Annotated in this window: 11 protein-coding genes; 5 read left to right on the top strand and 6 right to left on the bottom strand. The window is 46.9% G+C overall.

Translation table 11 applies throughout. The annotated features are described in order from the left end of the window. Positions 1-28: 28 nt before the first annotated feature. Positions 29-463: an arsenate reductase (glutaredoxin) gene (gene arsC / locus AC1HDJ_RS11620; RefSeq protein ID WP_479535953.1), complete on the bottom strand. Its 435-nt coding sequence runs from the start codon at positions 461-463 to the stop codon at positions 29-31. Between the two features lie 329 nt (positions 464-792). On the opposite strand from arsC, the gene AC1HDJ_RS11615 reads away from it, so the two are divergent. From AC1HDJ_RS11615 to AC1HDJ_RS11595, 5 genes are all read left to right on the top strand, one after another. Continuing rightward, the gene (locus tag AC1HDJ_RS11615; RefSeq protein WP_479535952.1) at positions 793-2,469 is read left to right on the top strand and encodes an LruC domain-containing protein; all 1,677 of its coding nucleotides are present in this window, start codon (positions 793-795) and stop codon (positions 2,467-2,469) included. Positions 2,470-2,480: 11 nt separating this feature from the next. Beyond that, positions 2,481-3,488: a hypothetical protein gene (locus AC1HDJ_RS11610; protein WP_479535951.1), complete on the top strand. Its 1,008-nt coding sequence runs from the start codon at positions 2,481-2,483 to the stop codon at positions 3,486-3,488. Positions 3,489-4,041: 553 nt separating this feature from the next. After that, positions 4,042-4,905 (top strand): copper resistance protein NlpE N-terminal domain-containing protein, encoded by an 864-nt coding sequence (locus AC1HDJ_RS11605; protein ID WP_479535950.1) that lies wholly within the window; start codon positions 4,042-4,044, stop codon positions 4,903-4,905. Positions 4,906-5,085: 180 nt separating this feature from the next. Further along, positions 5,086-5,562 (top strand): FKBP-type peptidyl-prolyl cis-trans isomerase, encoded by a 477-nt coding sequence (locus tag AC1HDJ_RS11600; protein ID WP_479535949.1) that lies wholly within the window; start codon positions 5,086-5,088, stop codon positions 5,560-5,562. 210 nt (positions 5,563-5,772) lie between these two features. Next, positions 5,773-7,086: a sulfurtransferase gene (locus tag AC1HDJ_RS11595; RefSeq protein ID WP_479537121.1), complete on the top strand. Its 1,314-nt coding sequence runs from the start codon at positions 5,773-5,775 to the stop codon at positions 7,084-7,086. A 152-nt stretch (positions 7,087-7,238) separates the two neighbouring features. On the opposite strand, the gene AC1HDJ_RS11590 is transcribed toward AC1HDJ_RS11595, so the two are convergent. From AC1HDJ_RS11590 to AC1HDJ_RS11570, 5 genes are all read right to left on the bottom strand, one after another. After that, entirely contained in the window at positions 7,239-7,865 is a 627-nt protein-coding gene (locus AC1HDJ_RS11590; RefSeq protein WP_479535948.1) for a CDP-alcohol phosphatidyltransferase family protein, read from the bottom strand. Continuing rightward, a complete protein-coding gene (locus tag AC1HDJ_RS11585) occupies positions 7,858-8,508 on the bottom strand; it encodes an ATP-binding cassette domain-containing protein (RefSeq protein WP_479537119.1) in 651 nt (216 codons plus the stop codon). The genes AC1HDJ_RS11590 and AC1HDJ_RS11585 overlap by 8 nt, the downstream gene beginning before the upstream one ends. Positions 8,509-8,600: 92 nt before the next feature. Then, a complete protein-coding gene (locus AC1HDJ_RS11580; protein WP_479535947.1) occupies positions 8,601-10,367 on the bottom strand; it encodes an ABC transporter permease in 1,767 nt (588 codons plus the stop codon). 23 nt (positions 10,368-10,390) lie between these two features. Then, positions 10,391-11,593 (bottom strand): ABC transporter substrate-binding protein, encoded by a 1,203-nt coding sequence (locus AC1HDJ_RS11575; RefSeq protein WP_479535946.1) that lies wholly within the window; start codon positions 11,591-11,593, stop codon positions 10,391-10,393. A 111-nt stretch (positions 11,594-11,704) separates the two neighbouring features. Then, entirely contained in the window at positions 11,705-12,382 is a 678-nt protein-coding gene (locus AC1HDJ_RS11570; protein ID WP_479535945.1) for a TVP38/TMEM64 family protein, read from the bottom strand. Between the last annotated feature and the right edge of the window lie 145 nt (positions 12,383-12,527).

Genomic DNA, 12,527 nt, shown 5'->3' with positions numbered 1-12,527 from the left:
TATTTTGGTGTTTACAGCCCAATACAAATCATTTTGGGGTGACACGTTGTCCGTTGGCATCAATCACAATTTCACCGTCTTCTTTCGTGAATGCAGCAAGTTGTTTCGGCAGTAAATCTAATACCACCTCTGATGGGCGGCATAGTTTAGTTCCACGCTCGGTAACCACAATCGGTCGATTCATCAAAATAGGGTGTTGCAGCATAAACTCAAACAGTTGCTCATCACCCCATGCGGCATCATCAAGATTCAGTTCGGTATAAGGCGTACATTTTTGCCGTAAAACTGGGCGAATGCCCAACCCGATATCCGCAATTAAAGTACGCAGAGTTTCACGATCGGGCGGTGTTTCAAGGTAGTGAATGACATTCGGTTCAATACCGGCATTTTGGATCATCGCAAGTACGTTGCGTGATGTACCACAGGCTGGGTTGTGATAAATAGTTGCGGTGTGTTTAGACATAATTTGCCCTTCAATAAATTATCTTATAATGCTTTATTGCTCACTTCCTGCTGATAGTGGCAGTGGGTGAGCCGCTGTAATGGTGCGAAAGTGTGGCATAAGATCTTATTTCACCTGAGATAACAGCGTACTGCAATCGTAATAATAAAATTATTGTTGGAGGGAGCGTTGGATAGAAAATAGCCGTTATTTAAGGAAAATATGTCTGAAGGTTCAATGTATTAAGCATTAAACGCTATATATTGGAATAAATTGATGATTTAGGCTTAATCAGATTGTTAATCCTCGTCTACGCTTTAAATTACGTAACGTAAATTAGGAGTAGTGTGATGCGATCACTCAGTACACTGATCTCTCTGTCAAGCCTGATGCTAGCTATACCGGTCGGTGCGGTAGAGTTTAGCTGGATGACAGGTGCGCCCGATGTGGGTTACAGCCAGAAAGGGAAGCCGGAAGCGGTAGTTAACGAACCGCCTTCAGACCAGATTCTGAAAAATATCTACTCTATGTTGCCGGAAGGTATTCGGGTTAAACCTGAATATATTGCCAGTAATGATTACACCAAAATTGAGATGGACCCCGATTTCAAAGGCGTTGCAACAGTAAAGCTGCGCTTTTTACGTGAAGGTGCTGGCTATCGCAATAGCCTAGGTTATTTTATCTATGATGTGAACAAACCGCCGAAAACAGCTGCTGATGTTGCAAATCACGTGATTGTGTTCCCTAACGCCTCATTACCCCCTGATGGTGAAATGGTCAGCGGTGATACCGTTGATCTAAAAGGTGTAGAGTTGACTGCAGATCAGGGAATTGGCCTGTTTGTTGTGCCCAATGGCTGGGGCTGGAGTGGCAGCTATGGAAAGGTTACGAATAATGCAGGTTATAAAGGGCCTTTTTATAATCTTAGCCAGCTTAATACCGAATCAACGCCGGATCTAAAATTCCATAATGTGGTGCTTTTTAATCAGCCCGGAAAAAGTTTGATTATCGGTTTTGAAGATATATTTCGTACCGGCGGTGACCATGACTTTAACGATGTTATCGCAGAGATGGTGTTGACTCCGATTGAGGCGGTTAAAGGTATCAGCAAACAGGGTACAGATGAGAATCCAAGTTATAGTGTTGATTCAACACGCTTTAAGCAGCTAGTTCAGATTGATAACCCGGATATTGAATTTGATAGCTACTATCCGGGGCAAAACCGTTGGGCTTCGGTTGCATTTGAAGATCTCTGGCCGCAGCAGGGTGACTATGATTTTAATGATGTCGCGATTGCTTACCAGATGCATGAAGTTTCCAATAACGTGAATGCGCTTAAGCAGTTGACGATTGATGCGAAAGTTCAGTCATTAGGTGCGGGTTATCATAATGGTTTTGCATGGCGTATACCGGGAATTCAGGCTAGCGAAGTTAAATCTGCCGTTTTAATGAAAAATGGTGAGGTAGTTAACAAGTATGCCCTAGACCCGAGCCATCGTGAGGCAGTGTTTGTATTCAGTTATGATTTGAAAGATGCTGTTCCCACAAAATGTGAGTATTTCCGTACCAAACCTGATTGCCGTGAAGATATAAACACCCAATATCAGCTTGCTGTTGAGTTTGAGAAACCGATTGATCGTTCACGGTTAGGCAGTGCGCCGTATGATCCGTTTATTTTTGCCACACCTGGCATTTATCACGGTGAGAATATCGGTTTTCAACCTGGTCTGAAATGGCAAGTGCATTTACCTCAATATGCTGGTACGGAGTTGTTTGATACCACATTATATGGCCGGTTAGATGACACATCAGCCGTATTCTCAAGTTCAAAATTTGTGAATAGTCGCGGTTTCCCGTGGGCAATGAATTTCATTGATGGCTGGTCACAAAGTGCTGAACGTATTGATATTGCACTGAGTTATCCTGCATTTCCATCGTGGATACAGTCGAGTGGTATTAAAGACACCGATTGGTATCACTTCTTGCGAGCTATTGTTGATCGCTTGTATCAAGGGCAGGAAGAGTAGAGGAGCATATGATGAAGCAGATAACTAAGATTATTGCACTCGCTATGTCGTTCAGCGTGGTTTTTGCTGCCACTGCACAAGATGCAGTACCCATCAAACCGGCACCAGTAGTCAAGCCTGCATCGGTTCCGGTAAAAAAACTGACTCCGGTGGTGAAGCCTGCACCTGTTCCAGTAAAAAAACCGACTCCGGTGGTGAAGCCAGCACCTGTTTCAGTAAAAAAACCGACTCCGGTGGTGAAGCCTGCGCCTGTTTCAGTAAAAAAACCGACTCCGGTGGTGAAGCCAGCACCTGTTTCAGTAAAAAAACCGACTCCAGTGGTGAAGCCTGCACCTGTTCCGGTAAAAAAACCGACTCCGGTGGTGACGCTAGCACCTGTTCCGGTTAAACCCGTACCAGTGGCCAAGCCCACACCTGCACCAGTACAGGTGGTGAAACCTGATCCTACTCCGATGCAGCCAGTGCCGGTGGTGAAACCTGATCCTACTCCGGTACAGTCAGTGCCGGTGGTGAAACCTGATCCTACTCCGGTACAGCCAGTGCCGGTGGTGAAACCTGATCCTACTCCGGTACAGCCAGTGCCGGTGGTGAAACCTGATCCTACTCCGGTACAGCCAGTGCCAGTAGTGAAGCCTGAGCCAGCTCCGGTGAAGCCAATTCCTATTCCAGTGCCAGTACCTGTTGCACCGGTAAACAGTTCATCTGAAATTGTGGTGCCTGAAGATTTTACATTAGCAACAGATAAACCGTTGACACTGTATTTTAAAGGCCCAGAGAATGTCAGGGTAAACGTCTATTCAGCGGCTGACCCAGCGGCTGCGGCCCCAATGGTTCGCCCTGATTACAGTACGCTGATTGGAACATTTTCCGCTGATGATCAGCCAAAATCGGTCACATTCAGCCCGAACTGGAAAACCCTTATACTTGAGTGGTTACCCGATCGTTCAGGCAGTGAGGCCCGTTACTCATCAATGAATGTGTTGGCTGGGCAAAACAGGGCTGAGTATCCAAAGCAATAACCATGATACTGTGATGTTGGGATATTGATTTATTCATCCGCTTTAATCTCTTAAGTGTGTGCGGCAAGATATCTTTGTCGCACACTCTTTTTTTGCTTTGCACATATCGCCTTGTAATGTCTGTATATTTTGTGTTTGTATATACTGTTTTTACCACATGCCTGCCGAACATTTCAGCGTGATTAAGCCTTCCTGTATTATTTTTTTTGTGATCTTTTCGCTATCCTAAAAGCAAAATAACCTGCAGATAATGCGTGATTATCCGTATTAAGCAGGGTTATATTTCCCGCACTATGCGTTGTTGCTTCATACCAAGGTTTGATATTCAGATTTTATATCAGCTTCGAAAATGAACATCGTGTTATTAGCTGAGTGTGTGCCGACAATGAGGCACGTCTTTTTAATAAGCAACTTGATTCATTTTGATTACGCTTATATGGTTAGGCTCGGTAATGTTAGGGCATGGGGTTGCCAAATAGTGCTGTATGCATTTGTGAACTCGTTTGGATTAAAACCCTTGCGCTAACGCATCAATATAATGAAGGAACTCACAATGAAAGCTAAAGTTATGGCGCTAAGTTTGCTGGCAATGATGGTCGGCAGCACTGCTTATGCAGCCAGCAATTCAGCCGCTGCGCAGCCAACGGCGGTAGCAGTTAAACAAGCAGATACTGCTCACAGTGCGCGTAATGCGCTTGACTGGAATGGCACTTATCAAGGCGTTGTACCTTGTGCTAGTTGTGAAGGGATCAAAACCACGCTCGTGTTAAATTCGGATAATACCTATAAACTAAAAACTGAATATCTCAGTGGAAAAGGCGACAGCACCTTTGACAGTGAAGGTAAATTCACATGGAACAAGGCTGGTAATACGGTGATGCTGGCTAAACAAGATGAAAACACCCAGTATTTTGTCGGTGAAAATGTGTTGTTTATGCTGGATCGCTCAGGTCAGCGAATTACAGGGCCACTGGCTAAAAATTATCAGCTTATGAAACAGACAACTGAATCCACAGAAGTTACCAACCCACTATTTGCTCATCGCTGGGTGCTGACTGAAGTGATGGGGCAAAAAGTGCCGGCTGATCTGGCAGAAAAACAGCAGCCATTTATGGAATTTAGTGCAACAGAGAACCGTCTGCACGGGTTTAGTGGCTGTAATAACTTTATGGGCACGTATACTCTGAATGCTGAGGCTAGCCGAATTAGCTTTTCTCCACTGGGTATGACCCGTAAAGCCTGTATTAAGGCTAATTTTGAGCAACCGCTGATGCAGGTATTTGCACAAGTTGATAATTATAGCCTGTCGGGTGATACATTAACGCTGAATAAAGCGCGTATGGCACCATTAGCGGTATTTAAGGCAGCAGATAAAGTAGCTGAAGTTTCGGCATCGGCAGAAAAATCGGCGAACTGATTTTTCTTTATCCCGCAGATTGACCTCGCCCTATTTGGGGTGAGGTTAACTTCACGTTTATCTCCTTTTCTTTCCCTTCTTTATCGCAGTGTTTTACACTTGTCTTGTTATTTTGCGCTTTAGCATCACGCAGTTATGCGCTGTTGCATACTTACAATGATTATTTATGAGGGCATGTCGATGTCGAAAATCATATTGGTTTTGGCTGTCATTATTGTGGTGATTTTCTTCATCAAAAATATGTCGGGGAATTCAGGTCAGGCTGCTGAGAATCATCAGGCAGGTATTGATTTCTTAGCACAAAATAAAATTAAACCGGGTGTAATCACAACAGATTCCGGTTTGCAGTACCAAGTTTTACAGGCGGGAAGCGGTACTGAACACCCAACGGCGGCAGATACCGTCACAGTGCATTATCACGGTACGCTGATTGACGGCACTGTTTTTGACAGCTCAGTTGAGCGTGGCGAACCGATTGCACTGCCTTTAAATCGCGTGATTAAAGGGTGGACGCAAGGTATTCCACTGATGGTTGTTGGTGAGAAAACCCGCTTTTTTATTCCTAATGAATTGGCATACGGTAATCGTGCTGCGGGTAAAATTCCGAGCGGTGCAGCCCTGATATTTGATGTTGAGCTGTTGAGTATTAAACGCTGAATTTAAAATATCATAGTGTAACAGACTGTATTGTGGCAGCAGGGGTGTGATTACCCCTGCTTTTCAGGCTGTTTTGAGATCAAAAAGCCATTTAACCGTTAAATAGCGAAGTCATCTTGTTATAATTCACGGCATCTACTGACTGTCATCTTTTATTAGAGGATTACCGTGAATACTGAAAATAACAAACTAAAAAATGCGCGAAAACGGATCAAGCAGTGTATTGCACTGCTTGCGTGGTCAATTTTATCTTTTTGGGCTTTCTCTGCCGTTGCACAGCCTGCTAAAATATCCGCTTTATCATTGCCGAAACTCTCTGTTAAGCAAGCCGTTACTCAGCATATTCCTCTTATTGATACCCGCCCTAGTGCCAATTATAACGGCTGGCCAGAGCCTGGCAGTACGATCAGCGGGCATGAGCCTGATGCCCTGAATCTTGCTGCTATCTGGTTACCTGATCTTAATGATCAGCAATTACGCGAATTACTGGCGCAAAAGAGACTGACGGCTGAAAAGCCGGTGGCATTGTATGGCTCATCACTTGAGGTGACACAGGTTCAGCAGCGTTTGGCTGCATTGGGTTTCCATACTATTTATAGGTTGGATGATGCGCTGACTGAGACAGATCGGTTAAATGTGCTGCCGCAGTACACAAAGCTGGTTCCCGTGAGCTGGCTGGCTGATTTATCGGCCGGAAAGCCGGTTGTTAATGCGCCGGAAAATAACTGGAAAGTGATTGCTGTTGAGTGGGGAATGCCAAAGGCGTATTTGCTGGGGCATATTCCAAATTCTGGCTACATTGATACCAACTCACTGGAGTCAGAGCCGTTATGGAATAAAGTGGATAACTCGGCGCTGGAGAAACTGCTGTTAGAGCAGGGAATTACCGCAGATACGCCGGTTATCTTATACGGGCGTGAAACCATGGCAGCCGCGCGTGCAGCGAATATACTGATGTATGCCGGTGTAAAAGATGTGCGCTTGCTTGATGGTGGTTGGGCTGCATGGAGCAAAGCCGGTTACCCGACAGAGTTAGGGTTACCTAAAACGGTAACACCAGCAAAAAGTTTCGGTGCGACAATTCCGGTTCATCCTGAATACCTGATCTCTTTGGCACAGGCAAAAGAGATGCTGCAGCAGAAAAATACCTCGCTGGTCAGTATTCGTAGCTGGCCTGAGTTTATCGGGGAAACCAGTGGTTACAGCTATATCAAGGCTAAAGGCGATATTCCCGGTGCGAAGTGGGGCGGTGGTGGCAGTGATGCTAATCACGTAGAAGATCTGCACAACCCTGATGGCACTATGCGTACAGCCTCTGAATTGCAAACAATGTGGGAAAACTGGAATATCCAACCCACTGATAAAGTAGCATTTTATTGCGGTACGGGCTGGCGTGCTTCTGAAGCTTTTTTCTATGCGTGGATTATGGGTTGGAAGAATGTCAGTGTGTATGACGGTGGTTGGTATGAGTGGAGTTTAGACCCCGCGAACCCGATTGTTACCGGTGAGCGTAAAGCACAATAAATGGGTTATATTCAATTATTCGGACACCATTGCTAATTAGTACTACGTAATAATTAGCGGCATATAATACGTGTCATAAATACTACAAACGGTGTGATAGTCAGTACTATTGCACCGTTTTGGTTGCATAAAATCTGGGGAATAAAGCGTGGTTATTTTGCTGCTGTTGATTCCGAAGCGAAAACCTGCCAACCGGCATAAATACGAGTCAGTGTGGTAAACAGGCAAAGTGCGGAAAACAGGTAGGCCAGTGGGCTAAACCATTGCGGAAACAGGCACATTAAGGCAAAGATCAAGATAGTTTCACTGGCTTCGGTCAATCCTCCTAAGTAATAAAAACTTTTTTGTGGATAGGCTGTACTGGCTAATCCGCGCTTTTCGGCAATAATCGCAAATGCCAAAAAGCTGCAACCGGTTCCAATAAACGCATAAATTAGTGTTGCTGCCGCTAACGCATTTTCAGCCGGAGAATAGAGCGCAAACCCCAGCGGAACAGCAGAGTAAAATAAGAAATCGAGTACAATATCTAAAAAACCACCCCGATCGGTCGGCGTACTCAATCGGGCAACAGTACCGTCGAGACCATCAATAATACGGTTAAGCAGTATTGCCGCGAGCGCCCATAACGGTAACTGAAATGCCAGCAGGGGGATCACGCTGATACCAATAGCAAACCCGAGCAGCGTTAGCCGATCAGCGGTAAAACCCGACTGTATTGCTCGACGTGCCAACCACGTTTGTACCGGACGAGTGTAGGTTAGAACGAATCTATCAAGCATTGTGCAGGTCCTCAGGATGCTCTGGAGTAGATATCAGCGTGATGATGCGCCCTTGTGGTGGAGCATCCGCAGAGTCATGGGTTACCAGCAGTGTGGGGATATTCCGTTGGCTTATCTGTTCATACACAAATTCACGTAGTTGCTGTCTGCGGGAGTGATCGAGTTTAGCAAATGGTTCATCTAGCAACAGTGCATGTGGAGAGGCCAGTAGCGTGCGTAACAGGCTGACTCGCGCCCGTTGGCCGCCAGAAAGAGTGTGCGGATCGCGGTGATAAAAGCCGCTTAAGCCTGTTTCCGACAGCGCCTGTTCAATTTCCTCTTGCCGTTCGGCTTTACTTTTTCCCGCTGGAAGTGCAAAAGCAAGATTTCCACCTACGGTTAAATGCGGGAAGAGTAGATCGTCTTGAAACAAAATGCCTATCTTGCGCTGCTCGGTGGGAAGCAAATCAACCTGAGTGTCGTTCAGCCACAGTGAGCCTTTGGCGTGAAATGCGGGGTTCAGGTTGCCAATCATCCAGCTGAGTAGGGTGGATTTACCACATCCAGATGCGCCCATGAGCGTGACAATTTCCCCGCCACAGACATTCAGGCTTAATGGGCCAATGTGCAATGCAGCCGTGATTGTCGGCTGAATAGTGCGCAGAGAGACATTATCAAGTCTTAAGCTGTATTGGGTGGGTACGGTACTCAATGGGTAATATCCTTACATTTAGCGGGTTGGTATGTATCCCACCGTTAGGCTGTGTTTTTGGTTTTATTTTTGTGCTTGTGCGCAAAGTGCGTGGCAAACGCAAATGCACAAAGAGGAAACAGGGTTTGTAGTAATGCCTGCATAGCCAGTATTCGGCGATTTCCGCCCGCACTCAGTGTTACCGCTTCGGTTGTTACTGTTGATATTTTACCCGCCCCCGCAAACAGTGTTGGCAAGTATTGTGCCACACTGACTGAGATCCCCACGGCGCAGGCCAGTAAAATCGGCTGGCGCAGCAGCGGCCATTTGATGTGCAGGCAACTTCTCCAGTGGTTATAACCTAAGGTTTTTGCGGTGATAACAAACCGAGGATCAACGGCGCGATAAGGGCTACTGAGTATGAGCAGCATGTAGGGAAAGACCCACAGCAGATGACTCCAAATTACCGCAATATAGCCGCCATCAAGCTCGGCGTGCAACAGAACCCAATATTGTGCGCTGACCAGTGGTAAGGACGGAATAATCAGCGGGAAATAGAGCGCTGAATGGAAGGCTTTTGGCCCCCACTCCAGCCAGCATAGGGCAACTGGCAGTGCAATGATTATGCTGATTAGCGCGATACTAAGAGTATGAAATAGCGGCGTGTAGTCACTATTCAGCCACGCGTGAAGGCTGAGGTGAGTCGGCCACAAAGCAGGGAAAAACCAGCCATCAGCAACAGACCAAAGGACGATGATCAGCAGGCTAAGCCAGCCTAAAGCAAAGGGAAACCAGCAGAATAGAAGCTGAAGTGGTTTTGATATAACTTGTAAAAAATACTGTGATAAATACACGGTTATGCGGGCGGTGATAGAGCCTATTTTTGTTGTCTGCGGATAATCAATATGATTGATATTATGCCAACGAATACCGCGCGGGTGTTGCCATGTACGCGCGATAACATGCCACAACACCTTGCTGCACAAGCATAACCCCAGTAGTAATATCGGGAGCAGCAGGCTGGCCGTGTTGCCCTGTTGCTGAATCAGCGTTCGAGGGTCATTGAGCCACTGATTGATCAGCACGGCCAGTGTCGGCGGTGTTGTCGGCCCAAGGATCAGCGCCATATCCACCACCGAGATACTGTAAGCGGCAACGGCAATCAGCGGCCATTTTAGTTGTGGCAGCAGTTGTGGCAGCAGAATATGCCACCAAATTTGCCGATGGGCGTAGCCTAAACTGCGCGCGACGGTTAGCTGTTGTTGTATAGTTTGTTTTTGCAGCAGCGCTGACATTGCCCAGAGCAAAAACCAGCTCTCTTTGAGAGCAAGAGTCAGCGTCAGCGTGATGGCATAAGGGTCATGGATTGTTTGCCACACTGGGGGGGTAGACCATGCAAAGAGGGGGGCAAGCAAGCGGGAGAACCCACCCGAGGGGGCAACCAGAAATGCGATGCCAACCGCAAATGCCATATGCGGCAGCGCCAACAATAGCGGAAGTTGGCGGCCGATTTTTAGCCATTTCGGGCTAGCGTAATAGCTGATAACGGTCAGCAACATCAGCCCCAGTGCCAGCAATGTTGAGCCAATCGTTGAACTGAGGGTCAGCCATAGCGCGGCAACAAACTGCGGAGCGGAAAGCAGACTATGCCATGCCGACCAATGGAATAATGGCGCAGAGGTTTGCAGCATGCCGATGACAACGGGTATAAATATCAGCCCTACCAGCAGGGTGGCACAAACCGATAGCCATTTTTCCCGTAGGTATCGGCTGATATTGTAGCCGGCCGCGCTGTCATTATTGGGCATATTGTTTGGTATATTATTTGGCATTCTTGCGCAGGCTTCCCGGTTTCCTATGGCTGATTGCCATAACGGCGCAGCCACTCCTGCTCTAACGGTGCAACCCAGCTAGCATGCGGTTCAGCCAATACCGGAATCGATGCAACAGAACCAGCTTCTGTTGATGTTGCTGTGCGGTTATCCCCCGAAAGCGTAGGCTCTTGCTGTTTTAATACTGAAGGATCACCCCAAATAGCGATATCAGCTTTACGTTTCTGGGCTTGAGCCGACAACAAAAAATTGGCAAAAACTTGTGCGGCAGCCTTGGCGCTTGAGTTAAACGGAATGGCCAGATAGTGAACATTACCGAGCATACCTGCAGAGAACCCAAAGCTATACACACTCGGCGGTAGGCGCTCTTGCCGCACTAAGCTGGCCGCTTCATTCGGGTTAAAGGTCAGAGACAACACCAGCTCACCGTCGGCCAGCATAGTGTTCATGGTCGCGGCACTCAGCGGAAAACTGCGCCCTTGTCGCCATAATAGTGGGTGCAGTTGATCAAGGTAGCGCCATAATGGTGCAGTGGCTTGTGTAAATGCGGGTTCTGACACCGGTTGTTGCAGCCATTCAGGGTGAGGAGCAAGCTCAAGCAGCAGTTGTTTTAACAGCGCCACACCGTGAAAAGCAGGCGGCTGCGGGTAGGTTACGCGCCCACTATGCTGGTGGGCAAATGTCAGTAGTTCGGCGGCAGAGTTCGGCGGTGAGGTAGTGTATTGTCGGTCAGTAATGAAGGTGAGTTGTGCCAGCCCCCACGGTGCTTCAAAACCCTCGGTTGGTACAGAAAAATCAACGGTAACCGGTTTAGATTGATCCACATATTGCCAATTAGGTAAGTTCTCTGCCCACGGGCCGTAAAGTAAACCAGACTGCTTTAAAATATGGAAATTTTCACCGTTGATCCACAACAAATCAACCGAACCTTTTTGATCTCTGCCCGCTCTTTTTTCCGCCTGAATACGCGTAATAGCTTCACTGATATCAGCCGTTTTGACATGAATAACCTCAATACCGTAGCGCTGTTTTGCCTCTTTGGCCGCCCATTGTAGGTAAGTATTGGTGTTTTCATTGCCACCCCACGCATTGAAATAGAGTGTCTGCCCTCTGGCTTGTTGTTCGAGCTCTGCCCACTGATTGCTGTTGGCGGCATAACTTATGTGGGGGGAAAGCAAACCAGAGATAAGCCACAGCATGGCCAAACAACAGAAACGGGTAAACATGGTTTATCATCCTTGAGGGAAAATCGGTCTTCAGGTCTGAGTATTCAGTATGGCAGCTGCGCGCTGATGGCGTTATACGCTACATCACCATACGCGACAAACATGTGCAGATTATTTCACTGATTTGGCATGCTTACTGATACACCGTTTTATGAAAATAGGAAAAATACCGATAAGCAGCAAAGAGATCAGAATAATAGGCGATAAAATATCTGCGGGGTGACGAATCTGGCTCAGTTGAGTGCCGGCATTCACATAAATCAGCGCAGCTGGCAGCATGCCTAGCTGGCTAACCCAGTAATAGGTTTGGCTGCGTATCTGCGTCAGCCCCATTAGAATATTTACCAAGAAAAACGGAAACAGAGGGATTAAGCGCAGCGTCAGTAAATACAACAACCCTTCTTTGGCTAATCCGGCATTTATTGTCTGTAAACGAGCCGGAAAACGCCGCTCTACGCTCTCTTTCAGGCAATAGCGGGAAACCCAGAACGCCAGTGTTGCCCCGATACTTGAGGCAAAAGAGACCAAAACTACCCCCTGCGGTAAGCCAAACAGCGCACCGGTTGCCAGAGTCATAATGGTTGCACCGGGCAGAGAGAGCGCAACAACAGCAATATACAATATAAAGGTAACCAACCATGCTTGAAACGGGGCAGCATCTCGCCAGAGTAAAAGTGCCGTATAGCGCTCTTGCAGGTGTTCGAGCGTCAAAATGTGCTGTAGCCCAAAAATAAAATAGAGCGCAATCAGCCCAATGAGTAATGCACCCAGCCCCAATTTTTGGTACATGGTGATCAGTTCCTTGCGTGTATAAAGTCACGGTATTACAGCACAAAAAAGATAAAACAGAGCGAAAACATAACAGTATGGGATAAAGCAAAAAAGGTAAACAAGAGAGAGGAACGAAAGAAGAGTTACAGCATTACGAAGAGAC

This window comes from Plesiomonas sp. ISS29 (assembly GCF_056522795.1).
The sequence above is the reverse complement of the archived record's forward strand: the minus strand, read 5'-3'. Positions and strand labels throughout refer to the sequence as shown.

Bases quoted from the DNA above. Each gene is read 5' to 3' on its own strand.
- arsC (WP_479535953.1), bottom strand. From the start codon at position 463: ATGTCTAAACACACCGCAACTATTTATCACAACCCAGCCTGTGGTACA.
- AC1HDJ_RS11615 (WP_479535952.1), top strand. From the start codon at position 793: ATGCGATCACTCAGTACACTGATCTCTCTGTCAAGCCTGATGCTAGCT.
- AC1HDJ_RS11610 (WP_479535951.1), top strand. From the start codon at position 2,481: ATGAAGCAGATAACTAAGATTATTGCACTCGCTATGTCGTTCAGCGTG.
- AC1HDJ_RS11605 (WP_479535950.1), top strand. From the start codon at position 4,042: ATGAAAGCTAAAGTTATGGCGCTAAGTTTGCTGGCAATGATGGTCGGC.
- AC1HDJ_RS11600 (WP_479535949.1), top strand. From the start codon at position 5,086: ATGTCGAAAATCATATTGGTTTTGGCTGTCATTATTGTGGTGATTTTC.
- AC1HDJ_RS11590 (WP_479535948.1), bottom strand. From the start codon at position 7,865: ATGCTTGATAGATTCGTTCTAACCTACACTCGTCCGGTACAAACGTGG.
- AC1HDJ_RS11580 (WP_479535947.1), bottom strand. From the start codon at position 10,367: ATGCCAAATAATATACCAAACAATATGCCCAATAATGACAGCGCGGCC.
- AC1HDJ_RS11575 (WP_479535946.1), bottom strand. From the start codon at position 11,593: ATGTTTACCCGTTTCTGTTGTTTGGCCATGCTGTGGCTTATCTCTGGT.
- AC1HDJ_RS11570 (WP_479535945.1), bottom strand. From the start codon at position 12,382: ATGTACCAAAAATTGGGGCTGGGTGCATTACTCATTGGGCTGATTGCG.